The organism is Ensifer sesbaniae (assembly GCF_013283665.1).
Taxonomy (GTDB): Bacteria; Pseudomonadota; Alphaproteobacteria; order Rhizobiales; family Rhizobiaceae; genus Ensifer; species Ensifer sesbaniae.
Window position 1 is genome coordinate 3,418,987 of sequence record NZ_JABEKU010000001.1, and the last position, 26,365, is coordinate 3,445,351.

The window sequence follows — 26,365 nt, forward strand, 5'->3', positions numbered from 1 at the left end:
GCCGGGATCCGAGCCCTGTCCTCAATGGAAATTGCGCCCCTTCGGCATCACGTCCGCCACCTCGGCCGTCGTCTGCTCCGGACTGCTGCCGGAACGCCGCGCCCTCGCCAAGCGTAGATCGCCCTGCGCTTTCTTCTCGCGCGCGTCGCCGGTCGGTCTCAGCGTTTCATCGGCACGGTCGTTCGCGCCGAACCGTCTCACCTCTGCACGCAGCAATCCCAGCATCGGCGTGATGTCCTCGATGTGTTCGGCGACCACATGGATGACGCTGCTTTCGCGCTGCAGCCGGCCGCGGATCTTGACGAGGCGCGCCCCCATGACCACCGGCCGATAGGTCGCGAACACCTTCGGCCAGACGATCGCATTGGCGACGCCGGTCTCGTCCTCGATCGTCATGAAGATCACGCCCTTGGCGGAGCCCGGGCGCTGGCGGACGAGCACCAGCCCGGCGACCGTTATCCGCCGTCCGACCGGGGCCGTCGCAAGCGTGCGGCTGGTGACGATGCCCTGCTCGGAAAGCGCCGCCCGCAGGAAGGAGACCGGATGCGCCTTGAGCGAGAAGGAGAGATAGCGATAGTCGTTGATGACCTGCTCGCCCGGCAGCATCTCCGGCAGGATCATCGCCGGCTCCGGCCGCAACTCTTCCCTCGCCGCCCGGTCGAAGAGCGGCAGCCGTTCGGCGGCACTCTTTTCGTCCAAGGCCTTTACCGCCCAGAGCGCCTTGCGCCGATCGAGCCCGATCGAGCGGAAGGCATCCGCGTCCGCAAGCCTTTCGAGCGCGGAACGGGAGAGGCCGGAGCGCAGCCAGAGATCGCGGACTGTCCGGTAGCCGGCGCCGCGGTTGGCAACGAGCTTATCCTCCATCTCCTTTTGGTTCAGGCCCTTGATCGAGTTGAAGCCGAGGCGCATGGCCTTGTCCGTCTTGATCACGTCCTCCATCTCGCGATGGCGCGGCTCTATGGCGCCGCGATTGAGGCTTCCTTCTTCAAGATCGGCATCCCAGACCGAATGGTTGATATCGACGGGCCGTACCCGGACACCATGCTCCCTTGCATCGCGCACCAATTGCCCGGGCGCATAGAACCCCATCGGCTGCGAGTTCAGGAGCGCCGCGCAGAAGACATCGGGATAATAGGTCTTGAGCCAGGAGGAGACATAGACCAGAAGCGCGAAGGACGCGGCATGGCTCTCGGGAAAACCATATTCGCCGAAACCTTCGATCTGCTTGAAACAACGCTCGGCAAAATCCCTGTCATAGCCATTCTTGACCATGCCTTCGATCATCTTCTCGTGGAAGGTATGGATGGTGCCGGTGCGCTTGAAGGTCGCCATGGCGCGCCGTAGCCGGTCAGCCTCGCTCGGCGAGAAGCCGGCGGCCGTGATGGCGATCTGCATCGCCTGCTCCTGGAACAAAGGCACGCCGAGCGTTCGCTCCAGAACCACCTTTAGTTCGGGGCTCGGATATTCGATGGGAATCTTCAAAGCATGCTGTTCCCGTCGCTTCAGATAGGGATGCACCATGTTGCCCTGGATCGGCCCGGGCCGGACGATCGCCACCTCGATGACGAGATCATAGAAGACGCGCGGTTTCAGCCGCGGCAGCATGCTCATCTGTGCCCGGCTTTCGATCTGGAAGACACCGATCGTATCGGCCCGGCAGATCATGTCGTAGACGTCCTTCTGGTCGTCCTTGAAGAGCTGATGCAGCGTTCTCTTCTCGCCGTAATGCCGGTCGAGCAGCGCGAAGGCCCGGGCAATGCAGGTGAGCATGCCGAGCGCCAGCACGTCGATCTTCAGGATCTTCAGCGTGTCGAGGTCGTCCTTGTCCCACTCGATCATGTAGCGATCGGGCATTGCCGTGTTCATGATCGGCACCACCTCGTCGAGCCGGTCGCGGGTGATGACGAACCCACCGACATGCTGGGAGAGATGGCGCGGGAAGCTCATCAGTTCGGTGGCATAATCGAGCACCTTCACCGTCGTCGAGTCCTTCGTATCGAGACCGGCAGCCTGCGCCTCACGCTCGGAAAGATCGGCGACCGACCAGCCCCAGACCGAGCCGGCGAGCGCCGACTGCACGTCCTCGGAAAAGCCGAAAGCCTTGGCGGTCTCGCGGCCGGCCGAGCGCGCCCGATAGCTGATGACGGCGGCCGTCAGCCCCGCATGTTCCTTGCCGTAGGTGCGGTAGATGTGCTGGATCACCTCTTCCCGCTTCTCATGCTCGAAATCGACGTCGATGTCCGGCGGCTCGTCACGCTCGGTCGAAAGGAAGCGATCGAAGAGCAGGGTGGTCTCACATGGATCGACCTCGGTAATGCCCAGGCAATAGCAGACGGTGGAGTTTGCCGCCGACCCGCGGCCCTGACACAGGATAGGAACGCTGCGCGCAAACTGCATGATATTGCGCACCGTCAGGAAATAGGGCTCGTAGCGTTTGCCCGCGATCAGCTCGAGCTCGTACTCGATCTGCGTTGAAACCTTCTCCGGAATACCTTCAGGATACCGCTCGCGCGCGCCCTCCATCGTCAGCCGCCGCAAGGTCTCAGTCGGCGTCTCGCCCGGAATGCTCTCGTCCGGATATTGATATTCGAGTTCAGACAGCGAGAACTTCAATCTCCCAAAGAAATGCCCGGTATTGGCGATCGCTTCCGGGTAGTCGCGGAAGATGCGCGTCATTTCCTCAGGTGTCTTCAGATGCCGTTCGGCATTGGCATGCAGCCGGTAGCCGGCCGTGGCAATGGTCACATGCTCACGGATGGCGGTGACGACATCGGCGAGCGGCCGCCGGGCGGCGGCATGGAACAGCGGACTGTTGGTGGCGACGGGCTTCACCGCCGCATGGCGGGCGATGGTCGCAAGTCCGGCAAAGGCAAGCTGGTCGAAGCCGTCATAACGCGGCACCAGCGCCAGATAGAGCCGATCGGCAAAATGCGGTTTCAGCCGCTTGAGGAAATCGGCAAGCAGGGTTGCCTCCGGCGCGCCGATCACCGGATCGGGCAGCACGGCAAGCAAGAGGTCCTCGCCCCATTCGACGAGATCGGCTTCGTAGAGTGTGCAGGTGCCCTTTTTGGCGCGCAGGTTTCCGGCGCTCAGCATCCGGCAGAGATTGCCCCAGCCGCGGCGATTTAAGGGATAGGCAAGCACGTCAGGCAGATCTTCGGCAAAGGAGAGCCGCGCACCGGGCTGGAAGGCATATTTCTCCACCTTGGCCTGCGCATGAGCGCGCACCACGCCTGCCACCGTATTGCGGTCGGCAATACCAAGGCCACCAATGCCGAGGCGGCTTGCCGCAACGACCATCTCGCCCGGATGGGAGGCGCCTTCGAGGAAGGAGAAATTCGACCAGGCGCCGATCTCGAAATAGGGAATGGCACCGCTCATGCGAAGACTCCATGCATGAACCAGCGGGGCGGGGTGGCAGCCCCGTAATGGCCCTCGCGAAACAGCCAGAACCGCCGGCCGCGCTCATCTTCCACCCGGAAATAGTCGCGCTCCATCGCCGGCTCGCCATCGAGCCACCATTCGCCGGCAATCCGTTCCGGTCCTTCGGCGCGCGCGATGCGATGCAACGTGCGGCGCCAGCGGAAGCTTCTCGGCGGCCCCTCCGGCACCTCGGCCACGGCCTCCACCGGCTCGGGGCTTGGAAAGAGCCGCTGTGGCCGGGCCGCAGCGGCAAGCAGGGGCGCGGGAATGTTTTCCCCCGGCTCCTCGGTCTTGCCGATCAGCGCCAGATCCGTGAGCGGACGGAAAGTCGCTGCCCGCTCCGGCACATGGCTTTCCGAGAGAGCCGGGACCAGCAGGCTCTCCGCGCCGAACCGCGCCATGACCCGATCGGCAAAGGCCGCCAGCGGCCGCTCGCGATCCGGCGTGCCGGAAAAATCCTCCTGCATCACCTCGTATTTTTCGCTCTTCGGCACCGAGAGCCTGAGGATTTCGAAGCCGAAGCCGGCGTCGAGATCCTCATGCACCGCCTGCAGCCGCTCGCGGAAAAGACCGGCGACACGCCGCGGCTCGTTGAGCGGCGAGGATGTGCCGGCGGCGATGCGGAAGACCGCACCGTCGACGCGAAAGAGCAGAAGCTCGAACAGTCGTCCGCCTTGCCCGCGCTTTTCCAGTTCCGGCTTCAGCCGCAACGCCAACTCTTCCGTCAGGCCTAAAATATCGTCTTCGCCCTGGACCGGCTCGCCGAGACGGCGCTCGACCGAAAGGGCGGCGACGGGCAGCCGTGGCGACAAAGGTTCGTCCTCCCGCCCGAGCGCCTGATCGAGACGCAGAAGCAGGATCGCGCCGAACCGGCGGGCAAGCGGCGCACGCGGCGCTTCGAGGATGTCCCCGACCTGCTTGAGCCCGACCCGGCCAAGCGTTTCGATCGTCTCCCGCGGCAGCCGGAGCGCCGCCATCGGCAGCGGCGCCAGCACCCGTGTGGCCTCATCCGGGGCAATGATGCCTTCGGACCCGAAGCGCGCCACCGCCCAGGAAAGCCCGGCGGAGGAGGAGATCGCCGCGCGGGCCTCGACCCCCAGATGGAAGAGGCGGGCAAGCAGATCGTCGAGAAGCGCCTTTTCCCCACCGAGAAGATGGGCGCAGCCGGTGATGTCGAGAAAGAGGCCACTGTCGCCATCGAGCGCGACCAGCGGCGTATAGCGGCAACACCAATCGGCAAGGCCCTCGAGCAGAGCCCGGTCGGCGGCGGGATCGGCCGGCAGCACGTCGATCTCGGGACACATGGCCCGAGCCTCGGCAACCCCCTGGCCAATGTGAAACCCACGCTTCTCGGCATAACCGTCGAGCGCGACGAGACGCATCGCACTCTTCACCTTATCGGCGAAGACGACGGGCGGATGCTCAGGACGCCCGCGGGAAAGCCACGAGTTCCCCCAGCGCTTGCGGGCGACCCGATCGGCCGGAAGATGCGGAAAGGCGAGCGACAGAATGCGCTGGTTCTGGATCTGCCGCAGCAGCGGCTGGTAGGGGCTCGACGGGGTAAAAACGGCGGTCATGGGGATTCCACTCCAGGAAGAAGCCGAGCGGCGCAGGAGCCCTGCTCTTCTCGGCAATGACGTGAAAGACGGGATGGCCGATGCTGCCGCGAAGCATCGATCCATCCGGCAGGGGGCGCTCTCGCGCCGGCGCCGGCTCGACGAGGAGGCGAAAGAAGGCGCTGCTGGCCTCCTCGTGTCCGGACTGGCGCAGGAGCAGAAGAGGAACGTGGCCCGCCCGCGAGCGGACATGCAGGCGCCGGCTTTCACTAAGCGCCAGGGCTGCGGGATTGCCGCGAATTTCCAGGATGACGGCACAGAAGCTTGGGACGGAAAGCGCGGCTTCAGCGATCCAGAGCGCATCCTTCACCGTGCGTGGCAGGCTGAAGACGAGGCCGCGCACATCGAGCCCGTAAGCTTTCAGACCGAGCCCATAGGGCATGCCCGCTTCGTTGGAGGCCATCGACTGGCTGATCCAGAGAACGGGAGCTGCCGTCTCGCCCTTTTCCAGGCGCGCCTGCTGGCAGAGCACACCGAGTGCGGCGGCAAAACCGGCGGCAGCACCAGCATCACGCGTCTCGGCATTGCGGATTTCCGTCATGCCTTCGAGCGGCAGGCCGCCTTCGAGAAGCGCGTCCAGATCCGGAACCCCGAGCGCAAGCGCCTTGCGGCCGGATTCATCTTCCTCGCGCTGACGGAAGCCGCCGGGGTCAGCCGCCTTGGCGGCACGCACGACGCCCGGAAGTCGACGGTTTTCGATCCTGGCTATGGTCTCTCGGAGCGAAAGTACCGTCTCCCGCTGCACGGCTTTGTCGGCCATGACGGTCAACTCCCATCATAAATGTTCACGTTATGTTCTAATTGATTCCAGAGCTTCCCAAATGAGTCAACAGCCAATTCTAAGAATTTATTCCTGCCCCTGTGTCCGCGGAATTCAACACTCGAAAAACAAAGGCAAAATCGTTATATGGAGGGCAACAAGGAGTGCCTATGGCCAGCATTGACCACACCGATGATTGGCGGGAACGCCACGCACCGACGCTTACCACTTTCGAACAGCTCGCGCTGGAAGCCTATGGCCACCTGCCGCAGGAGTTCCGCCAGCTGACGACCGACCTCATCATCGAGGTCGCCGACTTCCCGAGCGACGACGTTTTCGAGGACATGGCGCTGGAAACGCCCTTCGACCTGCTCGGCCTCTTCGAAGGCCGCGGCATCGGCGAACGCTTCACCATGGAAACCGGCCAGTTCCCCAACCGGATCACGCTCTATCGCCGCCCGATCATCGATTATTGGGCAGAGAACGAGGAGACGCTGGGCGACATCATCACCCATGTCCTGATACACGAGATCGGCCACCATTTCGGCCTTTCCGACGACGACATGGAGCGGATCGAGGCCAGCGTCGAGCACGTCGGCGGTTAGAGCAATTCCAGGAAAACTGTGAAGCGGTTTTCCGTCCGGAATTGCGTTACTTCAGAGAGTACACCCGCCCGCCATTTTGCCTCTCATCCGCCTGCCGGCACGTTCTGGGGCGAAGGGGGCGTGCGGCACCCGCTCGCTTCAACAAGAGCCCCCGTCGATTTTTCCTGACAATGCGAAACGGGCACGTCCCTCTCCCCACCTGCGGCGAGAGGGTTAGTCCTCGGGTTAAACCCGAGGAGAGGGGCAATCCCTGACGCTGATGGCTGCCACGGCTACTGCTCCGAAAGCTTCATATCAGGCGTGTAATCCTTGCCCTCGACCTCCTTGACCACCGCCTGGCCACACTGCATGTGCTGGGTGTCGGCATTGAAGGCATAGGTGGGCGAGCCGTGCAGGCTCCAGCCCTGGTTCAGCGCCGCCGTCACCTTGTGGCAGAAGGAGGCGTCGTCGGGGCCGGTCAGGAAGCGGTAGAGTTTCAAGATCTTGCCTTTCGTTTCTCGATAAGGTCCGCCTTGGCGGCAAGCGTCACGGCCTGGTCGAGGTGCAGTCGCTCGACCATGCGTCCGTTGAGATTGATGACGCCCTTGCCGGTGTTTTCCGGAGCCGCGAAGGCGGCGATGATCGCGCGCGCCTCGTCGACGGCGACCTGCTCCACGCCGAAGCGCTCGTTCGCCGGGCCGATCTGGACCGGATGGATCAGCATCTTGCCGTCATAGCCCATGTCGCGGCCCTGCCGGCATTCCTCGTCGAAGCCCGCCGCATCGCGGAAATCGTTGAACACGGCGTCGATGACGTCGAGCCCACCGCCCCGCGCTGCCAGCAGGATCTGCATCAGCCAGGGGACGAGATGGGGCCGGCCCGGACGATCCGGTACGCCGGTCTCCTTGCGCAGATCGTTGAGGCCGACGACGAAGCAATCGAGCCGCCCGCCGAAGGTGCGGCCGGCCTCGGCGATAAGAGGCGCGTTGATGACGCCGCGCGGCGTCTCGATCATCGCCCAGAGACGCAGCGTCTCCGGCGCATCGTTCTCGGCCAGCCAGTCGGCCGCCGCCTGGATATCCGCCGGGCTTTCGACCTTCGGCAGTAAAATGGCGTCCGGGTTGGCAGAAAGTGCCGCAGCGAGGTCACCTTGACCGAAGTCGGAGCCGATCGCATTGATGCGGATGATGATTTCGCAATCCGGTCGGCTCGCTGTCAGAAACTGCACCAGCGCCTCGCGCGCTTCCACCTTGCGCTCGGGCGCAACCGCATCCTCGAGATCGAAGATCGCAGCGTCCGCCGCGAGTTCAGCGACCTTGGCAAGTGCACGGGCATTGTCGGCCGGCACCGAGAGCACCGAGCGGCGCAGGCGCACGGGGTGATGTTCGATCGATTTGTTCATGTTTCAGTTGTGCCCGCCTTTCCTTCGTTCCGCAAGACGAGGCGAGCCGCCGCACCCTTTCATAAGAGCCACCCCTTGCAAGCGCAGCTGCGAACCACCACATCGCACCCAGAAAGGTGACGATTATGCAAAGCATTCGCTCTGTCCTCTTTACGGCCGCAGCCTTGACCATCACGTTCGCGGCCTTTGTTCTGACCGCTTCGCTGGCGCTGGCACTGGCCGGCATGGCCGCCGTCGTCGTGATCGGCAGCGCCATTGCCGCCCGTCTGAACCTCAAGCCAGGCCGCGCCACCACGCGCCCGGCCGCCGCAGGCGCCGCCCATGGCCAGCGCGAGATGCGCATCTGGAACGACGGCCGCGGCACAATCATCGACCTCTGATCCCCAGCGATCGGGATCGATCCTCACAGGCTGTGGTGACCCGGGCCGATCGATGATCGGCTCGCCGGCCATTGCTTCCTGTGAAAAGCCACGGCTCCCCAGACTGCGAAATTTTTTCCACCTTCCTGTCGGATCAGGCGCGTTATCCCCGTCCTTGAGACAGGCCAGCACGGTCCTGGCTCTTCGAACAGAATGGAGGACGACATGGACATCGAGACGCAGCAGACTGAAACGAAGCAGCCGGCACCGGTCCTGAACGGGCTTCTGCCCTATCTTCAGGTCGATGGCGCTGTGAAGGCGGCCGAATTCTACACACGGGCTTTCGGCGCCAAGGAAGTCAACCGCCATCCGGTGGACGAGCAGGGCCGGACGATGCACATCCATCTCTACGTCAACGGCAGTTCGCTGATGTTGGCCGATGCCTATCCGGAATACGGCCATCCGCTCGAAAAGCCGCAGGCCTTCACCCTGACGCTCACCGTCGACGACATCGATGCCTGGTGGGACCGCGCCGTTGCCGCCGGCGCCGAGGTGGTGATGCCGATCGAGGTGATGTTCTGGGGCGACCGCTACGGCCAGCTTCGCGATCCCTTCGGCGTTCTCTGGGCGATGAACAGCCCGGTGAAGGCAGGCTGACCCTTACCAGGGACGAAAACCGGACGGAACTTTGGGCGGGCGGGCATTTTCACCCGCCCGACGACGCGTGTTTGGAGAGATTTTCCTTCATTTCTGCGTAGAACTGCTCTAAACGCTACGCAACATTCTTCTGAAATCGAAGGCCTGAAGTTATGGAAAAATTCGTCAAGCTCACCGGTGTCGCAGCCCCCCTCCCCGTCGTCAACATCGACACGGACATGATCATTCCGAAGGATTACCTGAAGACGATCAAGCGCACCGGCCTTGGCAAGGGCCTCTTCGCCGAAGCCCGCTACAACGAGGATGGCTCGGTCAATCCGGACTTCGTGCTCAACAAGCCCGCCTACCAGAACGCCAAGATCCTCGTTGCCGGCGACAACTTCGGCTGCGGCTCCTCGCGCGAACATGCCCCCTGGGCCCTGCTCGACTTCGGCATCCGCTGCGTGATCTCCACGTCCTTTGCCGACATCTTCTACAACAACTGTTTCAAGAACGGCATCCTGCCGATCGTCGTCAGCCAGGCCGACCTCGACAAGCTGATGGACGACGCCTCGCGCGGCTCCAACGCCATCCTCTCGGTCGATCTGGAATCCCAGGAAATCACTGGCCCGGACGGCGGCTCGATCAAGTTCGAGATCGATGCGTTCAAGCGCCACTGCCTGCTGAACGGCCTCGACGACATCGGCCTGACGCTGGAAAAGGCAACCGCCATCGATAGCTTCGAGAAGTCGGCCGCCACATCGCGCCCCTGGGCCTAAAGCGGGCAACATGGCGCGCAAGCTGATCTCCTCGGGTTCGCCCTTCGAAAAGACGGCAGGCTATTCGCGTGCCGTCGCGATGGGCGACTGGTGCTTCGTCTCCGGCACGACCGGCTACGACTATGCCACCATGACCATGCCGGAGACGGTGGAGGAGCAGGCGCACAATTGCCTCAGGACGATCGAAGGCGCGTTGAAGGAAGCGGGCTTTTCGCTTTCCGACGTGGTGCGCAATCACTATTACGTCACCGATGCCAGCTTCGCCGACCGGGTGTTCCCCATCTTCGGCGAAGTCTTCGGCGAGATCCGTCCGGCCGCAACCATGATCGTCTGCGACCTGATCCGCCCGGAAATGCTGATCGAGATCGAAGTCACCGCCCTTCGTGGCTGACGTCGAGCCCTTCTGCCCGCGCCATCTCCTCTCAAATCGATTCCGAATTAAGCCAATATGCGATAGTCCATGGGCATCGCTTTGCTAGACCTATGCTGAACCGGAAGACGACCATGCAATTCGAAGGCACCACCGACTATATCGCCGACAAGGATTTGATGATCGCCGTCAATGCCGCGATCCGGCTGGAGCGGCCGCTGCTCGTCAAGGGCGAACCCGGCACCGGCAAGACCGAGCTTGCCCGCCAGATCGCCGCCGCGCTTGGCCTCGAGCTCATCGAATGGAGCGTCAAGTCGACCACCAAGGCGCAGCAGGGCCTCTACGAATATGACGCGGTGTCGCGCCTGCGTGACAGCCAACTCGGCGACCAGCGCGTCAACGAGGTCAGGAACTACATCCGCAAGGGCAAGCTCTGGCAGGCCTTCGAGGCGGACCGGCGCGTGGTGCTTTTGATCGACGAGATCGACAAGGCCGACATCGAGTTTCCGAACGACCTCTTGCAGGAACTCGACCGCATGGAATTCCATGTCTACGAGACCGGCGAGATGATCAGCGCGCGCCAGCGGCCGATCGTCATCATCACCTCCAACAACGAGAAGGAACTGCCGGACGCATTTCTGCGCCGCTGCTTCTTCCACTATATCCGCTTTCCCGATGCCGAAACGCTCGCCCGCATCGTCGAGGTGCACTATCCCGGCATCCGCAAGACGCTGCTTTCGGCAGCTCTTGCCGCTTTCTACGACATCCGCCAGGTGCCGGGCCTCAAGAAGAAGCCCTCCACCTCGGAAGCGCTCGACTGGATCCGGCTGCTCGTCGCCGACGAGGTCGATCCGGCCGATCTCAGGGCCGATGCCAAGACCATGCTGCCGAAGCTGCACGGCGCGCTTCTGAAGAACGAGCAGGACGTGCACCTCTTCGAGCGCCTGGCCTTCATGGCGCGTCGCGACGGATGAGCCCGGACGCGCACAAGGTCCTGATCTATGCCACCTGGCAGGACCGCCTGCTGGTCTTCGACGAGCCGGATTTCCCCGAAATCGAACTACAGGTGCCCGGCGGCACGATGGAGCCGGGCGAGAGCCCGCAAGCAGCGGCTCGGCGGGAATTCATCGAGGAGACCGGGCTTACGCCATTGCAGCCGCTCGTGCACCTCGTCACGCAGGACTATTCTTACTGGAAGGACGGTAGAACCATCTGCCATCGGCGACACTATTTTCACGTCGCCCTTGCCGGCGAGCAACGGCAGACGTGGCTGCACCGCGAGATGACGCCGGATAGCGGCGGCCCTCCGATCCGCTTCCGCTTCTTCTGGCTCGACATCGACGAGGCACGGCATCAACTGGGGTATGGCATGCAGGATGCCCTGGATTTTCTATAGGCCAGCGCATTTGCCCTCCCCCTAACCCTCCCTGGGAGAAGGTCGCGGCAGCGAGATGAGGGGCCAGCCCCACCCCGAATCGTTTTTCTTGACCCCCGCGTCCCACTCGCGCTATCAAAATCCCCGTGGTGATTTGGCCGGCCGGCTTGCAGCCACGTTAAACAAGTCGCTAAAGGGCCGAGGAAAGTTGGATTTCCGAGGACCGGTCGCGATCAATCGCCGCCGGTTTTTTTGTATTGATCGAGTGGAAGCCCATGCCCATCAAGATTCCCGATACACTGCCCGCTTTCGAAACCCTCGTGCATGAGGGCGTGCGGGTGATGACCGAGACCGTGGCGATCCGTCAGGATATTCGCCCGCTCCAGATCGGGCTGCTGAACCTCATGCCCAACAAGATCAAGACCGAGATCCAGATGGCGCGCCTGATCGGCGCCTCGCCGCTGCAGGTGGAACTGTCGCTCGTGCGCATCGGTGCCCACCGGGCGAAGAACACCTCGGAAGATCACCTGCTCTCCTTCTATGAGACCTGGGACGAGGTGAAGGGCCGTAAGTTCGATGGCTTTATCATCACCGGCGCGCCGGTCGAGACGCTCGAATACGAGGACGTCACCTATTGGGAGGAACTGAAGCGGATCTTCGACTGGACGGCGACCAACGTGCACTCGACGCTCAATGTCTGCTGGGGCGCGATGGCGGCGATCTACCATTTCCACGGCGTGCCGAAATACCCACTCGCCGAGAAGGCCTTCGGTGTCTACCGTCACCAGAACCTCAACCGCTCCTCCGTCTATCTCAACGGCTTCTCCGACGACTTCGCCGTCCCGGTCTCGCGCTGGACCGAGGTCCGACGCGCCGACATCGACAAGGTGCCGAGCCTCGAAATCCTGATGGAATCGAAGGAGATGGGCGTCTGCCTCGTGCACGAGAAAAAGGGCAACCGGCTCTACATGTTCAACCACGTGGAGTATGATTCGACCTCGTTGTCGGACGAATACTTCCGGGACGTGGACGCCGGCGTGCCGATCAAGATGCCGCACGACTATTTCCCGCATAACGACTCGACCCTGCCGCCGCAGAACCGCTGGCGCAGCCACGCGCATCTCTTCTTCGGCAACTGGATCAACGAGATGTACCAGACGACGCCCTATGATCTCTCGGAGATCGGCACCGGAGAAAGTTGAGGCTTAGCGATGTTCGTCCCCTTCTTCCTCGAACTCAAGGCGGCGAAGGTCCCGGTGACGCTCCGGGAATTCCTGTCCCTGATCGAGGGGATGGAGGCGGGCATCGCCGCCTTCGACGTCGAAGCCTTCTACTACCTGGCGCGCACGGCGCTGGTGAAGGACGAGCGCCATATCGATCGCTTTGACCGGGTGTTTCAGCACTGCTTTTCCGGGCTGGAGGCGGTCAATCCGATGGAGACGGGCGAAGAGGCCGTCATCCCCGAGGATTGGCTGCGCAAACTCGCGGAAAAACACCTGACCGAGGAAGAAAAGCGCCTGATCGAATCGCTCGGCGGTTTCGACAAGCTGATGGAGACCCTGCGCCAACGGCTGCGCGAACAGCAGGGCCGGCATCAGGGCGGCTCGAAATGGATCGGCACTGCCGGCACCTCCCCCTTCGGCGCCTATGGCTACAATCCCGAAGGCATCAGGATCGGCCAGGACCAGTCGCGCCATCGCCGCGCCGTCAAAATCTGGGACCGGCGCGAGTTCAAAGACTATGACGACACGGTCGAACTCGGCACCCGCAACATCAAGGTAGCGCTGAAACGGCTGCGGCGCTGGGTGCGCCAGGGTGCTGCCGATGAGTTCGACCTTTCCGGCACGATCCGCGCCACCGCCGAGCACGGCTATCTCGACGTGGTGACGCGGCCCGAGCGCCGCAATGCCGTGAAGCTTTTGATGTTCTTCGATGTTGGCGGATCGATGGACGATCACATCCGCATCGTCGAGGAGTTGTTCTCTGCCGCCCGCGGCGAATTCCGCCACATGGAGCATTTCTATTTCCACAATTGCATCTACGAGGGGCTGTGGAAGGACAACCGGCGCCGGCGCGCCGACATCACCCGCACGACGGAGGTGCTGCGCACCTTCGGTGGCGACTACCGCGCGATCTTCGTCGGCGACGCCTCGATGAGTCCCTACGAAATCAGCCATCCCGGCGGCTCTGTCGAGCATTGGAACGACGAGGCCGGCGCGCTCTGGCTCTCGCGCATGACCGCACATTTCCCGCGCTCGATCTGGCTCAATCCCGTGCCCGAGCAGCACTGGGGCTACACCCAGTCGATCGCCATGGTGAGAAAGCTCTTCGAAGGGCGGATGTTCCCGTTGACGCTCGCTGGCCTGCAGGATGCCACCAAGCAACTATCCCGCTGAAATGACGGCGAATCCTACAGCGCCGCGCCTCTTTCGAGACGCGCCAGGGTCGCCGTGGCTCTGCACTAAGATTTCCGGTTGCCGCATCCTCGGAAATGACGCAGGTTGCTGTGGTCACGAAGAGGGAGCCAGCGGTGAATATGCATCAGAACACGGAAGTTTTCGGCCACCTGCCATCCGGCGAGCCGGTCCATCGTGTGGTGCTCTCCGGCGGCGGCCTTACAGCGCATGTGCTGACCTGGGGCTCTGTCATCCAGGATCTGCGGCTGGAAGGCCATGAGCCGCCGCTGGTGCTCGGTTTCAGCGACCTCGAAAGCTATCTCGCCCATTCGCCCTATCTCGGCGCCACGCCCGGACGTTACGCCAACCGAATCGGAAACGGGCGCTTCACGCTCGACGGCGAGGCCTATCAGCTCGAACTGAACGAGAAGGGCGTCACGCACCTGCATGGCGGCAGCGACAATATCGGTAAGCGCAACTGGACGATCGCCCGCCAGGCGCCCGACAGCGTCACGCTTGTGATCACCGATCCGGACGGACGCGCCGGCTATCCCGGCAATTGTCAGGTCACCTGCACCTACGCGCTGAAGCCCGGCGGCGTTTTGAGCGTCGTCTATGAAACCGAGACCGATCGGCCGACGCTCGCCAATGTCTGCCAGCACAGCTATTTCAATCTCGACGGTAGCGCCGACGCGCTCGGCCACGACATCATGATCGCAGCCGACCACTATCTGCCGACCGACGAACGGCAAATCCCGACGGGCGAGATCCGTGCGGTCGAGGGCACCGCCTTCGATCTCCGGGAAATGACGCCGCTTCGCTGCCAGACCGAAGGCGAGCGCATCGCCTACGACCACAATTTCTGTCTTTCGAACGAGCCCATGGCGAAACACTCGGTGGCGCTGGCCCGCAGCATCAATTCCGGCGTCACGCTCGAAGTGCTGACCACCGAGCCCGGCGTGCAGCTCTATACCGGCGCAAAGCTCGACGTCCCCGTCCCCGGCCTCGAGGGCCGCCGGTACGGCCCCTTCGCCGGTTTCTGCCTGGAAACCCAGATCTGGCCGGACGCCATCAACCATCCTGATTTCCCGAGTGCTGTGCTCAGGCCCGGTGAAACCCGCCGGCAGGAGACGGATTACGTCTTCATGAAGAGCTGAGTGCGACCTGCACGGGCGCTGACGATCTCTACAGCGCCGCGCGTCTTATCAGACGCGCAAAGGTCGCTGTAGGACTTTGATTTGCTGCATGTCTTCGTCCTTAAATCGAGGTCGATTTAAGGAGACATGCAGTAGTGAGGGAAGGGTACGAGCGGCCCAAGGGAGCGGCGTCGTGTTCGGCAGAGCGCACCTGTTCGCACGGCGCTGCGGTCGGCCTCGAGGTGCAACGTGCCTTACGGCAGATGCCGTCTCATTTCCAAAAAATCTGTGAAATGAAATGGTTGGGAGAAATTGGAGCGGGTGAGGCGATTCGAACGCCCGACCCCAACCTTGGCAAGGTTGTGCTCTACCCCTGAGCTACACCCGCTCACTTTCCGCGGCCCGGGGGTAGTCGGTGGACCGTGGCGTCGGCGCTGTCTTGCGGCGACGGGCGGTATATGGCCTAAGCGATTTTGGAATGCAACAGGGAAATGACGAGAAATCGAATATTTTTTTGGAGGCCCCCAGCAAAGCCCGGAAATGCCGCGTTTTCGGTGATCGTCGCCGCCTGTGAGATTGCGCCCCGATGGGCTTCTCCCCTAAAGCAGGATCGAAATCGAATGCCCGAGGGATGAGAATCATGAGTGAATCACAGCCGAAGACCGCCGAAGACCTCTTTCGTTTTCTCGACGGACTTGGGATCGAGCATAAAACCAAGAACCACGAGCCGGTATTCACCGTCGCCGAATCGGTGGCGCTGCGTGACGAGATCCCCGGCGGCCACACGAAAAACCTTTTCGTGAAGGACAAGAAGGACAACTATTTCCTCCTCACCGTCGAGGAGCACGCGACGGTGGACCTGAAGACCGTTCACCAGGTGATCGGCGCGGCGAGCCGGGTCTCTTTCGGCAAGCCGGAAAAGCTGATGGAATATCTGGGCGTCATTCCGGGGGCCGTGACCGCCTTCGGCGCGATCAACGACACCGGCGGCAACGTCAAGGTCATCCTCGATGAGGAGCTGATGAAGTTCGACATCGTCAACTGCCATCCGCTCTCGAATGACGCGACGACCTCGATCGCATCCAGGGATCTGCTGCGCTTCATGGAAGCGACCGGACACGAACCGCTTGTCTTGAAAGTCACGGGCTGACATACGATCTTTGGCGCGAATGCAAAAAGCCGGCCAGCGAGCCGGCGAGGAGAGAAGAATGACGGGCAGCGACAATCCCTATGCAGGGTCTTTCGGCACTCAGATGACGGGTTCGGCCTCCTTCGGCCAGCCGGCGGCCGCGTCGAATGGTGACCTGATCAAGGAAACCACCACCGCCAACTTTGCCAAGGACGTGCTCGACGCCTCCCGCCAGCAGCCGGTTCTCGTCGATTTCTGGGCACCCTGGTGCGGCCCCTGCAAGCAGCTGACGCCCGTAATCGAAAAGGTGGTCACGGAAGCCGCAGGCCGCGTCAAGCTCGTCAAGATGAACATCGACGATCATCCCTCGATCGCCGGCCAGCTCGGCATCCAGTCGATCCCCGCCGTCATCGCCTTCGTCGGCGGACGACCGGTCGACGGCTTCATGGGCGCGGTGCCGGAAAGCCAGATCAAGCAATTCATCGAAAAGATCGCCGGCCCCGCGGTCGACGACAGCAAGGCCGAAATCGAAGCCGTACTCACCGATGCCAAGGCGCTGCTCGATGCCGGCGACGCCCAGAACGCCGCCGGCCTCTACGGCGCCGTGCTTCAGGCCGATCCCGACAACGTCGTGGCGATCGCCGGCATGGTCGATTGCATGATCGCCCTCGGCCAGTTCGCCGAAGCCCGCGAGGCCCTTTCCGGCCTGCCGGAAGATCTCGCCAAGGACGCAGGCATCGCAGCGATCGGCAAGAAACTCGACCAGATCGAGGAAGCGCGCAAGCTCGGCGATCCCGACGAGTTCGAGCGGCGCCTTGCGGCAAACCCCGACGATCACGAGGCGCGGATGCTGCTCGCCAAGATCCGCAATGTCGAAGGAGACCGGACGGCTGCCGCCGACCACCTGCTGACGATCATGAAGCGCGATCGCGGCTTCGACGACGACGGCGCCCGGCGCGAACTCCTGTCCTTCTTCGAGGTCTGGGGGCCGAAGGATCCGGCAACGGTCGCCGCGCGACGCAAACTCTCGTCGATCCTGTTCTCCTGAACCGTCAGGCTTGGCCTAAAATAGGGCGCCGTCGGTGCCCTTTTTTGTGCGCACCTGATCACGATCCGCATTCCCCCATGAAGATCGATGTGCCCGTCTCTTGAGATTTTCAAGGAATGCACCATCTTTTGGTCTGGTGACCACGCTTCCTCGGCGGGGCAAGAGCGGATACCTGCAGGGTCTATCGGAAAATGCACGTCGGAAATGCACGCTACCTCGGTCCTCAGGACTTGCCGGAGATCATTCCGGTGTTTCCGCTGACCGGTGCGCTGCTGCTTCCCGGTGCCCAGCTTCCGCTCAACATCTTCGAGCCGCGCTATCTCGCCATGCTCGATGACGCGCTTTCCGGCAACCGCTTGATCGGTATCGTGCAGCCCTCCTTCTGCGAGGGCCGCAACGAGACCGCCACCGGTCCGACGCAGGCACTCTGCGAGGTCGGTTGCATCGGCCGCATCACCTCCTTCGCCGAGACCGGCGATGGCCGCTACATCACCTCACTCACGGGGGTCTGCCGCTTCCGGCTGTTTTCGGAGGTAAGCGGCACGCGCGGCTACCGCCGTTTCCGCATTGGCCCCTTTGCCGCCGATCTCGAGAACCGCGACGACGAAACCCTGGTCGACCGGGCAGCTCTGCTTGCCGCCTTCAAGGCCTATCTCGAAGCCAACAAGCTCAAGGCCGACTGGGAAAGCGTCGAACGGGCGAGCAATCGCACCCTGGTCAATTCCATGGCGATGATGTCGCCCTATGGCCCTGCGGAAAAACAGGCGCTGCTCGAAGCACCCGACCTCAAGACACGCGCGGAAACCTTGATCGCCATCACCGAGATCGTGCTCGCGCGCGACTTCGGCGATATGGACAGCATCCTGCAGTGAAGCGAGCGACGGATAATGGATATCAACGCCAGCAAGGTCGACCCGAAACTGCTTGAACTGCTCGTCTGCCCGCTGACGAAGGGCCGCTTGAGCTACCACGCCGAAGCCAACGAACTCGTCTCGGAAAAGGCCCGCCTCGCCTATCCGATCCGCGATGGCGTGCCGATCATGCTGGTCTCGGAAGCGCGCAAGATCGAGGATTGAGGTCGCGGCGGCTCGGCCGATTTGACGAACGCGGGACTTCGCAGTTGCCCCTCATCCGCCTGCCGGCACCTTCTCCCCGCAAGCAGGGAGAAGGAACGCCGCTGCACCTCCTGCACTTCAGCAGCAACCGTTCCCTGCCCAATTGTTGTTCGATGGCCGAATACCAAGTGACGCCGCAAAGACATGCCGAGTCCCCTCTCCCCGCCTGCGGGGAGAGGGTGAGGGGCAATCCCAAGGTCGGTGTTCAGATCGGCTGACCCGACAATAGCCGTGGATCCGCCTCACCGGCGATGCCGGCGGCCTGGCGGATGAAGAAATTCTTGAGAGACGGCAACCGATCGACGATACCGAGGCCGAAGTCGCGGGCGATACGGACCGGGGTAATGTCGTTGGAAAACAGCCGGTTGAGCACGTCGGTCGTAACTCCCATGCGGAAGGTGTCGAAACGTCGCCAGGTCTGGTAGCGCTCGAGCACTGCGAGCGAGCCGATGTCGAGCCCGAGTCGGTCAGCCTCGACGATCGTTTCCGCCAGAGCCGCGACATCCTTGAAGCCGAGATTGAGCCCTTGCCCGGAGATCGGGTGGATGCCGTGGGCGGCATCGCCGGCAAGGACGAAGCGCGGCTTGACGAAATCGCGGGCGAGCGTCAGGCCGAGCGGAAAGGCTCGTCGTCCGCCGACCACCTTCAGATGTCCGAGCTTGTGGCCAAAACGGCGCTCCAGCTCCTCCTCGAACAGGAAATCGTCGCCCTTGACCAGCCGTTCGGCGTCTTCGGTGCGCTCGGTCCAGACCAGCGACGAGCGATTGTTCTTGAGCGGCAGCGTCGCAAACGGACCGGCCGGCAGGAAATGCTCCTCCGCCGTGCCGTCGTGCGGCCGCTCGTGCTCGACCGTCGTGACGATGCCGGACTGGCCGTAGTCGAATTCGACCGTCTTGATGCCGGCGGCATCGCGCAGCCTGGAGCGCACGCCGTCACAGGCCACAAGCAGGCGCGCTTCCAGTTTTTCGCCGCCGGCAAGCGTGACGTCGACCGCGTGGTCGCCGCTTTTGAAGGTTTCGACCATCGTCGACTGGCGATTGACGACGCCGAGTTCGTCGCATGCTCCACGCAGCGCGCCGACCATTGCCGTGTTCGGCACCATGTGGGCGAAGGGCCGGCCATCGCCGCCGTCGCCATCGAAGGTCAGGAACACAGGGCGCACCGGATCGGCCGCCTTCGAATCGGTAATCACCATCCGGCGGATCGGCTCGGCCTCCGGCGCGATCTGATCCCAGACCCCGAGCACGTCGAGCATGCGTTCGGCAGCCGACGCCACCGCCGAGGCGCGCTGGTCCTTCTTCCAGGCGCCTTCCGGTGCACCGTCGATCACCATCACATCGAGATGCGGCGCCGCCTTCTTCAGGGAAACGGCGAGCGAAAGGCCGACATAGCCGCCACCGGCAATCAAGATATCGAGCATCGGCTTTCTCCCGTCGCACTTGAGCATCGTTTTATGTCTATATAGATCAATGCCATCGACGTTCCTACCATCGGAGACAGCCGAAATGTCGCGCCCCACTGAGACCGCCACGCCCATGGATGCGCTGCTCGCCATTCTCAACCTCGAGAAGCTGGAGGAAAACCTGTTCCGGGGCTTGAGCCCGCAGGTCGGCTGGCAGCGGGTCTTCGGCGGCCAGGTCATCGGCCAGGCGCTGGTGGCGGCCCAGCGGACCGTCGACGCCGGCCGCTTCGTCCATTCGCTGCACGCCTATTTCATGCGGCCGGGCGATCCATCGGTGCCGATCATCTACGAGGTCGACCGTATCCGCGACGGCTCGAGCTTCGCCACCCGCCGTGTGGTCGCCATTCAGCACGGCAAGGCGATCTTCTCGATGTCCGCCTCGTTCCAGTACGACGAGGACGGTTTCGACCACCAGATCGAGATGCCGAAGCTGCCGATGCCCGAGACCTTGCCGGGCGAACAGGAGCTGAAGGAGAAATTCCTCGTCCACGCGCCGGAAGCGATCCGGCGCTACTGGGAGCGGCCGCGTCCGATCGAGATCCGCCCGGCTTCGCTGCACCACTATTTCACCCGCAACGACGGCAAGCCGATCCAGGACGTCTGGGTCAAGGCGGTCGGCACGGTTCCGGACGAGCGCCATATCCAGGCGGCCATCCTTGCCTATCTCTCCGACATGACCCTGCTCGACACCTCGCTCTATGCGCACGGCACTTCGGTCTTCGACCGGAACCTGCAGGTCGCAAGCCTCGATCACGCCATGTGGTTCCACCGCCCCTGCAAGATGGACGACTGGCTGCTCTATACCCAGGACAGTCCGAGTGCACATGGTGCCCGCGGGATGACCAGAGGCAGCCTTTTTACGCGTTCCGGCGTGCTGATCGCCTCCGTCGCCCAGGAAGGGTTGATCCGGAAAAAGGCATCTGAATAGAAAACGGGCAGATTCAATAATCTGCCTATTTTTTGATCTTCTAAATTGACGAATTTTTAGTACGCCGCAGCACCCGTGCTGCGGCTTTCGTTTTTCTTCTTGTTTTTCATAATCTTAGCGGAGGCTCCTGAATCTGGCACGCCCCTTGAATGTCATTGTCCGGTTGCACGGCGCTCTGGCGCTCCGCAGCAAGGAGAGACGGCCTCCGCCGGAGGCGAACAAGGATGAAACCAGATGAAAATTGTGATGGCCATTATCAAGCCGTTCAAGCTCGATGAGGTTCGCGAAGCCCTCACTGCTGTCGGCATCCAGGGCCTGACCGTAACCGAAGTCAAAGGCTACGGCCGCCAGAAGGGACATACCGAAATCTACCGCGGCACCGAATATGCCGTGAGCTTCCTACCGAAACTGAAGGTCGAGATCGCAGTCCCCTCGGAGCTCGTCGACAAGGCCGTGGAAGCGATCGCTGCAGCCGCCAAGACCGGCCAGATCGGCGACGGCAAGATCTTCGTCTACGCCATTGACCATGCCGTGCGCATCCGCACCGGCGAAACCGATTCAGAAGCGTTGTAAATCACGCCGTTCAGGGAGCACTACTCGATGTCATCAATGAAATTCTCCACCTCTCTCGGACGCCTGGGCGCACTGACCGCCGCCCTGCTTGCGCCGGTTGTTGCCTTCGCCCAGGAAGCGGCGCCGGCCGCAACAGAGGCTGCCGCGGCCGTCCCGGTTCCCGACAAGGGCGATACCACCTGGATGCTCTTGTCCACCATCCTCGTGCTCCTCATGACCGTTCCGGGCCTTGCCCTCTTCTATGGCGGCCTGGTGCGCGCCAAGAACATGCTGTCGGTGCTGATGCAGGTTCTGATGATCACCGCGATCGTCATGATCATCTGGGTCACCTACGGCTACTCGCTGGCCTTCACGGACGGCGGCTCGCTCAACCTGTTCGTCGGCGGCCTGTCGAAGATGTTCCTGGCCGGCGTCGACACGACCACGCTCGCCGAGAGCTTCTCCAAGGGCGTGTTCATCCCCGAATATGTTTTCGTCGTCTTCCAGATGACTTTTGCCTGCATCACGCCGGCGCTGATCGTCGGCGCCTTCGCCGAGCGCATCCGCTTTTCGGCCGTCGTGCTGTTCGTCATTCTCTGGGTCACGTTCGTCTACTTCCCGATCGCCCACATGGTCTGGTTCTGGGGCGGCCCGAGCGCCTACACGGCTCCGACCGGCCTGATCTTCTCCTTCGGCGCGATCGACTTCGCCGGCGGCACGGTGGTTCACATCAACGCTGGCATTGCCGGTCTCGTCGGCGCCATCCTGCTCGGCAAGCGCACGGGCTATAAGAAGGAAATCATGGCGCCGCACTCGATGACGCTCACCATGGTCGGCGCGTCGCTGCTCTGGGTCGGCTGGTTCGGCTTCAATGCCGGCTCCAACCTCGAGGCCAACGCCTATGCCGGCCTCGCGATGATCAATACCTTCCTCGCAACCGCCGCCGCCATCATCTCCTGGGCCGTCGTCGAAACGCTCGTCCGCGGCAAGGCCTCGATGCTCGGTGCAGCGTCCGGTGCCGTCGCCGGCCTCGTCGCCGTCACGCCGGCTGCCGGCTTCGCAGGCCCGATGGGTGCGATCGTGCTCGGCTTCATCGTCTCGCCGGTCTGCTACTTCTTCGTCGACGTCGTGAAGAACAAGTTCAACTACGACGACAGCCTCGACGTCTTCGGCGTGCACGGCGTCGGCGGCATCCTCGGTGCCATCGCCACGGGCATTCTCGTCAATCCGGCCCTCGGCGGCGCAGGCATCGTCGACTACTCCACCGCGGATTTCGCCGCCGGTTATGCCGGCACGGCAACCCAGGTCCTGTCGCAGCTCAAGGGCGTGCTCGTCACCGTGGTCTGGTCCGGTATTGGTTCGTTGATCATCTTCAAGGTGGTGGACGCAATCGTCGGCCTGCGCGTCTCCGTCGAAGCCGAACGCGAGGGCCTCGACCTCTCGTCCCACGGCGAAGCCGCCTACCACGCCAGCTAAGTGCAACGTGGCGCCACAAACGGCGCCACCCAAGTCCCGTCGCGATCCGTCTGATGCGGATCGCCTTTGGCCCGGATCGCAAGATCCGGGCCTTTTTTCCTTTCGGCGCCTACAGAAGCCCAGCTCACCGTTATTTTAGCGGCAACTACGCATGGTTAATGTCGCATTAACCGTACTCCGCTTAGGTTGATTCCATGGCACGCAATGTGCCCTCGAGATCGACACGGGCAGCAGGCAATATGAGCAGAAGCAATCCGGCAACGCTTGACAGCCGTTCCAACCGGTTCGTGCTAACCACCTTCGTTTGGCGACAGATCGCGTCGCTGGCGGGCTTTGCGCTGTTCGGCGCATTGGCGCTGGCTGTCGCGGCGCTATCGACATGGAACGTCGCCGACCCGAGCTTCTCCTATGCCACGTCGGAAGCGCCGACCAATGTGCTTGGTTATCCGGGTGCGGCCTTTGCCGATATCTTCATGCAATTCTTCGGCCTTGCCAGCGTCGTCGCGCTGCTGCCGGCCGTTGCCTGGGCGCTGGTGCTGATCAGCGGCAAGCGCTTCGACAAGATCTTCAAGCGCCTCGGCGTCTGGTTCATCGGCTCCGTGCTTGCCGGTGCGGCGCTGAGCTGCGTCCCCGCCCCCATCACCTGGCCCTTGCCCAACGGCCTCGGCGGCGTCTTCGGCGACATGATTCTCCGTTTTCCCGCACTCTTCACCGGGGCCTTCCCGACCGGCACGCTCGCGACCGTGCTTGCCTGCATCTTTGCGGCACCCGCCGCCTGGTGCCTGATCTACAGCGCCGGTCTCATCGGCGTCAGCGACGAAGAGGAAGACGAGGAGGTTGTCGAACCGACGCCGAGCAAGGCGCGTACCGTTCGCGACGAGCTGGACGAGGACGACAGCGAAGGTCCCTTCACCCTGCTGATGGGCTCCTTCGCCCATATGCGCTACACGATGCACGCGCGCGTGCGCCGTATTTTCGGCATGAGCGGCACGCGCAGTTCGCCCAAGCGCCAGTATGACGAGCCTTACGACTTCAACAATGACGAGTTCGGCACGCTGAACGAGCCGGTCCGGCCGAAGCCGATGGCTGCCGGCGACCGCATCGAACCCTCGCTCGGCCGCTCCGAACGCCGCATCGTCACGCCCCCGCCGATCATGGCCGACGGTGAGGACGATGATCCGTCCTTCGACATCGACGAGCGCCGCCCCGCCGGCATCCTGCCGGACGACGAGGACGACGATCCGGCATCCGACTGGGCGCCGCGGGCAGCGCCGCCGAAGCAGGGCCTGCCGAAATCGGGCTCGCGCGTGGCAACGCCGGCGCCCCGTCCGAAAGCCGGCCAGCGGATCGAGCGCGAAGCCCAGCGCTCCTTCGTCGAGGATGATGGCGACTTCACGCTGCCGCCGATGCATTTCCTTGCCGAACCGAAGAACGTCAGCCGCGACGCGTCGCTGTCGCCCGACGCACTCGAGCAGAATGCCCGCATGCTCGAAGGCGTGCTCGAGGACTTCGGCGTCAAGGGCGAGATCATCCACGTGCGCCCGGGTCCGGTCGTCACCCTCTACGAACTGGAGCCGGCACCCGGCATCAAATCGTCCCGTGTCATCGGCCTTGCCGACGACATCGCCCGATCGATGAGCGCAATCGCTGCCCGCGTCGCCGTCGTTCCGGGTCGCAACGCCATCGGCATCGAACTGCCGAACCAGCGGCGCGAAACCGTCTACCTGCGCGAACTCATCGGCTCGCGAGACTTCGAGACTTCCAAGGCACGCCTTGCCATGGCGCTCGGCAAGACGATCGGCGGCGAGCCCGTGGTTGCCGATCTCGCCAAGATGCCGCATCTGCTCGTCGCCGGTACCACCGGCTCGGGCAAGTCGGTGGCGATCAACACCATGATCCTGTCGCTGCTCTATCGGCTGCGCCCGGATCAGTGCCGCCTGATCATGATCGACCCGAAGATGCTCGAACTCTCCGTATATGACGGCATCCCGCACCTGCTTTCGCCGGTCGTGACCGATCCCAAGAAGGCAGTCGTCGCGCTGAAGTGGACGGTGCGCGAGATGGAAGAGCGCTACAAGAAGATGTCGAAAATCGGCGTGCGCAACATCGACGGTTTCAACAGCCGCGTCGAGCAGGCGCTTGCCAAGGGTGAATCGATCACCCGCACGGTACAGACTGGCTTCGACCGCCAGACCGGCGAGGCGATGTACGAAACGGAAGAATTCGACCTGTCGCCGATGCCCTACATCGTCGTCATCATCGACGAAATGGCCGACTTGATGATGGTCGCCGGCAAGGACATCGAAGGCGCTGTCCAGCGCCTCGCCCAGATGGCGCGTGCCGCCGGCATCCATGTCATCATGGCGACGCAGCGCCCGTCGGTCGACGTCATCACCGGCACGATCAAGGCCAACTTCCCGACCCGCATCTCGTTCCAGGTCACCTCGAAGATCGACAGCCGCACGATCCTCGGCGAACAGGGCGCCGAGCAACTGCTCGGCATGGGCGACATGCTCTACATGGCCGGTGGCGGCCGCATCCAGCGCGTCCACGGTCCCTTCGTCTCCGACACCGAGGTCGAGGAAGTCGTTGCCTATCTGAAGACCCAGGGCGTGCCGCAGTATCTCGATGCCATCACCGAGGACGACGACGAGGATGGTGAGGGCGGCGGACCGGCCGGCACCTCCAACCTCGCCGATTCCGACGACCCCTACGATCAGGCGGTCGCGATCGTTCTGCGCGACGGCAAGGCTTCCACCTCCTACGTGCAGCGCCGCCTCGGGATCGGCTACAATCGGGCGGCATCGCTGATCGAGCGCATGGAGCAGGAAGGCATCATCGGCCCGGCGAACCACGCCGGAAAGCGCGAGATCCTGGTTCCGACCGAAGCGGAAATCACCGGCCGCTGATGCGGCCGACAGACGAGGGCAGACGCCCCGGACCAGTAACGGTCATGTGAGAGCACAAGCCGCAAAGCTCGGAAACGGCGCCTTGAAGGCGCCGCACTTGCGCTCCAGATGATCGGTAAATGAAGGAGACTGAGATGACAGAGACCAAAATCGGCGAGCGCAATCCTCCGGTGATTTCGCGCCGCCTCTTCGTGTGCGGGCTTGCGGCGCTTGCCGGCATCGGCGGCACCGGTCTCGACCTCACCCAGGCATTCGCGCAGGCGCCGAGTGCCGCCCAGAAGATCGCCGACCACTTCTCCTCGGTGAAGACCATGGCCGGTGAATTCGTGCAGTTCGGCCCGCGCGGCGAACAGACCGGCGGCAAGTTCTATATCCGCCGCCCCGGCCGCATCCGCTTCAACTATGAGGCCCCCTCGCCGATGCGCGTCATCGCCGACGGCAAGTCGGTGGTCATCGGCAACATGAAGCTCAAGACCTGGGACATCTATCCGCTGTCGAAGACGCCGCTCAACCTGCTGCTCAGCGAGAAGATCGACCTGACCGGCAAGATGGTGCGCGGCGTCAAGGAAGAGTCCGACCTCATCACCATCGTGCTTGGCGACCGCTCGATCTTCGGCGATTCGACCATTACCATGATGTTCGACCCGAAGACCTACGACCTGCGCCAGTGGACGATCACCGACGCGCAGAAGAAGGATACCTCGGTCATGATCTTCAATGTCCAGACCGGGATGCCGTTGGACGACAAGGTCTTCCAGATCCCCTATGACGAGGTCCGCAACAAGCGGGGCGGCTAAAGATATCCAACCGCCGGCATCCCGACCGCTGGCATGATGGACATGCGGCCGCCGGATGGCAGCCTTTTTCGTGCGATCCCGTTCGCCCATTTCTTGTCCCGGCGCGTCGGACC

General features: G+C 63.0%; 25 protein-coding genes, 1 tRNA gene and 1 riboswitch. Of the genes, 19 read left to right on the forward strand and 7 right to left on the reverse strand.

Annotation, left to right across the window (positions count from 1 at the left end; all coding sequences use genetic code 11):
* Positions 1 to 21: 21 nt before the first annotated feature.
* Genes BHMPCIPO_RS16660 through BHMPCIPO_RS16670 form a run of 3 tightly spaced genes read right to left on the reverse strand, consistent with a single transcriptional unit; the run spans position 22 to position 5,799 of the window.
* Positions 22 to 3,381 (reverse strand): error-prone DNA polymerase, encoded by a 3,360-nt coding sequence (locus tag BHMPCIPO_RS16660; RefSeq protein WP_173517797.1) that lies wholly within the window; start codon positions 3,379 to 3,381, stop codon positions 22 to 24.
* A complete protein-coding gene (locus BHMPCIPO_RS16665; RefSeq protein WP_246304443.1) occupies positions 3,378 to 4,961 on the reverse strand; it encodes a Y-family DNA polymerase in 1,584 nt (527 codons plus the stop codon). The genes BHMPCIPO_RS16660 and BHMPCIPO_RS16665 overlap by 4 nt, the downstream gene beginning before the upstream one ends.
* On the reverse strand, positions 4,846 to 5,799 hold the full coding sequence (locus tag BHMPCIPO_RS16670) for an ImuA family protein (RefSeq protein WP_173517798.1): 954 nt from the start codon (positions 5,797 to 5,799) through the stop codon (positions 4,846 to 4,848). The genes BHMPCIPO_RS16665 and BHMPCIPO_RS16670 overlap by 116 nt, the downstream gene beginning before the upstream one ends.
* Positions 5,800 to 5,969: 170 nt before the next feature.
* Between BHMPCIPO_RS16670 and BHMPCIPO_RS16675 the strand changes: the two genes are divergently transcribed.
* Entirely contained in the window at positions 5,970 to 6,404 is a 435-nt protein-coding gene (locus tag BHMPCIPO_RS16675; protein ID WP_173517799.1) for a metallopeptidase family protein, read from the forward strand.
* Between the two features lie 272 nt (positions 6,405 to 6,676).
* Here the strand turns inward: BHMPCIPO_RS16675 and BHMPCIPO_RS16680 are convergent, their stop codons facing one another.
* Together BHMPCIPO_RS16680 and BHMPCIPO_RS16685 are read right to left on the reverse strand one after the other, a co-directional pair.
* Positions 6,677 to 6,883, reverse strand: a complete 207-nt coding sequence (locus tag BHMPCIPO_RS16680; protein ID WP_173517800.1) for a DUF1737 domain-containing protein — start codon at positions 6,881 to 6,883, stop codon at positions 6,677 to 6,679.
* On the reverse strand, positions 6,880 to 7,785 hold the full coding sequence (locus BHMPCIPO_RS16685; protein ID WP_173517801.1) for an HpcH/HpaI aldolase/citrate lyase family protein: 906 nt from the start codon (positions 7,783 to 7,785) through the stop codon (positions 6,880 to 6,882). Before BHMPCIPO_RS16685 ends, BHMPCIPO_RS16680 begins: the two co-directional genes overlap by 4 nt.
* A 125-nt stretch (positions 7,786 to 7,910) precedes the next feature.
* Here BHMPCIPO_RS16685 and BHMPCIPO_RS16690 point away from each other — a divergent pair, with 125 nt between their 5' ends.
* The 9 genes from BHMPCIPO_RS16690 to BHMPCIPO_RS16730 all read left to right on the forward strand — a co-directional run bounded on the left by BHMPCIPO_RS16690 (position 7,911) and on the right by BHMPCIPO_RS16730 (position 14,857).
* Positions 7,911 to 8,165, forward strand: coding sequence for a hypothetical protein (locus BHMPCIPO_RS16690; protein WP_173517802.1), 255 nt, complete (start codon positions 7,911 to 7,913; stop codon positions 8,163 to 8,165).
* Between the two features lie 204 nt (positions 8,166 to 8,369).
* On the forward strand, positions 8,370 to 8,801 hold the full coding sequence (locus BHMPCIPO_RS16695; RefSeq protein WP_173517803.1) for a VOC family protein: 432 nt from the start codon (positions 8,370 to 8,372) through the stop codon (positions 8,799 to 8,801).
* 152 nt (positions 8,802 to 8,953) lie between these two features.
* On the forward strand, positions 8,954 to 9,559 hold the full coding sequence (gene leuD, locus BHMPCIPO_RS16700; protein WP_173517804.1) for a 3-isopropylmalate dehydratase small subunit: 606 nt from the start codon (positions 8,954 to 8,956) through the stop codon (positions 9,557 to 9,559).
* 10 nt (positions 9,560 to 9,569) lie between these two features.
* Positions 9,570 to 9,950, forward strand: coding sequence for a RidA family protein (locus tag BHMPCIPO_RS16705; protein ID WP_173517805.1), 381 nt, complete (start codon positions 9,570 to 9,572; stop codon positions 9,948 to 9,950).
* Between the two features lie 113 nt (positions 9,951 to 10,063).
* Entirely contained in the window at positions 10,064 to 10,903 is an 840-nt protein-coding gene (locus BHMPCIPO_RS16710) for an AAA family ATPase (RefSeq protein ID WP_173517806.1), read from the forward strand.
* Positions 10,900 to 11,325 (forward strand): NUDIX hydrolase, encoded by a 426-nt coding sequence (locus tag BHMPCIPO_RS16715; RefSeq protein WP_173517807.1) that lies wholly within the window; start codon positions 10,900 to 10,902, stop codon positions 11,323 to 11,325. Before BHMPCIPO_RS16710 ends, BHMPCIPO_RS16715 begins: the two co-directional genes overlap by 4 nt.
* A gap of 115 nt (positions 11,326 to 11,440) precedes the next feature.
* A riboswitch (SAM riboswitch) is annotated at positions 11,441 to 11,518 on the forward strand.
* A gap of 61 nt (positions 11,519 to 11,579) precedes the next feature.
* Entirely contained in the window at positions 11,580 to 12,506 is a 927-nt protein-coding gene (gene metA / locus BHMPCIPO_RS16720; RefSeq protein ID WP_173517808.1) for a homoserine O-acetyltransferase MetA, read from the forward strand.
* 9 nt (positions 12,507 to 12,515) lie between these two features.
* Positions 12,516 to 13,700: a vWA domain-containing protein gene (locus tag BHMPCIPO_RS16725; protein ID WP_173517809.1), complete on the forward strand. Its 1,185-nt coding sequence runs from the start codon at positions 12,516 to 12,518 to the stop codon at positions 13,698 to 13,700.
* A 140-nt stretch (positions 13,701 to 13,840) separates the two neighbouring features.
* Entirely contained in the window at positions 13,841 to 14,857 is a 1,017-nt protein-coding gene (locus tag BHMPCIPO_RS16730; protein WP_173518200.1) for an aldose epimerase family protein, read from the forward strand.
* Positions 14,858 to 15,149: 292 nt separating this feature from the next.
* On the opposite strand, the gene BHMPCIPO_RS16735 is transcribed toward BHMPCIPO_RS16730, so the two are convergent.
* A tRNA-Gly gene (locus BHMPCIPO_RS16735) sits at positions 15,150 to 15,224 on the reverse strand.
* 252 nt (positions 15,225 to 15,476) lie between these two features.
* Between BHMPCIPO_RS16735 and BHMPCIPO_RS16740 the strand changes: the two genes are divergently transcribed.
* The 4 genes from BHMPCIPO_RS16740 (at position 15,477) to BHMPCIPO_RS16755 (ending at position 18,089) form a co-directional block, all read left to right on the forward strand.
* Positions 15,477 to 15,986, forward strand: a complete 510-nt coding sequence (locus tag BHMPCIPO_RS16740; protein ID WP_173517810.1) for a prolyl-tRNA synthetase associated domain-containing protein — start codon at positions 15,477 to 15,479, stop codon at positions 15,984 to 15,986.
* A 58-nt stretch (positions 15,987 to 16,044) separates the two neighbouring features.
* On the forward strand, positions 16,045 to 17,013 hold the full coding sequence (trxA, locus tag BHMPCIPO_RS16745; RefSeq protein ID WP_173517811.1) for a thioredoxin: 969 nt from the start codon (positions 16,045 to 16,047) through the stop codon (positions 17,011 to 17,013).
* A gap of 191 nt (positions 17,014 to 17,204) precedes the next feature.
* Positions 17,205 to 17,885, forward strand: a complete 681-nt coding sequence (locus BHMPCIPO_RS16750) for an LON peptidase substrate-binding domain-containing protein (RefSeq protein ID WP_173517812.1) — start codon at positions 17,205 to 17,207, stop codon at positions 17,883 to 17,885.
* 15 nt (positions 17,886 to 17,900) lie between these two features.
* Complete coding sequence (locus BHMPCIPO_RS16755; protein WP_043626122.1) at positions 17,901 to 18,089, forward strand: Trm112 family protein; 189 nt, start codon at positions 17,901 to 17,903, stop codon at positions 18,087 to 18,089.
* A 244-nt stretch (positions 18,090 to 18,333) separates the two neighbouring features.
* On the opposite strand, the gene BHMPCIPO_RS16760 is transcribed toward BHMPCIPO_RS16755, so the two are convergent.
* A complete protein-coding gene (locus BHMPCIPO_RS16760) occupies positions 18,334 to 19,548 on the reverse strand; it encodes a ubiquinone biosynthesis hydroxylase (protein WP_173517813.1) in 1,215 nt (404 codons plus the stop codon).
* Between the two features lie 85 nt (positions 19,549 to 19,633).
* Here BHMPCIPO_RS16760 and tesB point away from each other — a divergent pair, with 85 nt between their 5' ends.
* From tesB to BHMPCIPO_RS16785, 5 genes are all read left to right on the forward strand, one after another.
* Positions 19,634 to 20,518, forward strand: coding sequence for an acyl-CoA thioesterase II (gene tesB, locus BHMPCIPO_RS16765; RefSeq protein WP_173517814.1), 885 nt, complete (start codon positions 19,634 to 19,636; stop codon positions 20,516 to 20,518).
* Positions 20,519 to 20,752: 234 nt separating this feature from the next.
* On the forward strand, positions 20,753 to 21,091 hold the full coding sequence (locus BHMPCIPO_RS16770; RefSeq protein ID WP_034802765.1) for a P-II family nitrogen regulator: 339 nt from the start codon (positions 20,753 to 20,755) through the stop codon (positions 21,089 to 21,091).
* Positions 21,092 to 21,118: 27 nt separating this feature from the next.
* Complete coding sequence (locus BHMPCIPO_RS16775; protein WP_173517815.1) at positions 21,119 to 22,546, forward strand: ammonium transporter; 1,428 nt, start codon at positions 21,119 to 21,121, stop codon at positions 22,544 to 22,546.
* A gap of 239 nt (positions 22,547 to 22,785) precedes the next feature.
* Positions 22,786 to 25,455 carry an FtsK/SpoIIIE family DNA translocase gene (locus BHMPCIPO_RS16780; RefSeq protein WP_173517816.1) on the forward strand — a complete coding sequence of 890 codons (2,670 nt, stop codon included), beginning with the start codon at positions 22,786 to 22,788 and terminating at the stop codon, positions 25,453 to 25,455.
* 134 nt (positions 25,456 to 25,589) lie between these two features.
* Complete coding sequence (locus BHMPCIPO_RS16785) at positions 25,590 to 26,252, forward strand: outer membrane lipoprotein carrier protein LolA (RefSeq protein WP_246304335.1); 663 nt, start codon at positions 25,590 to 25,592, stop codon at positions 26,250 to 26,252.
* The last annotated feature ends 113 nt before the right edge of the window (positions 26,253 to 26,365 follow it).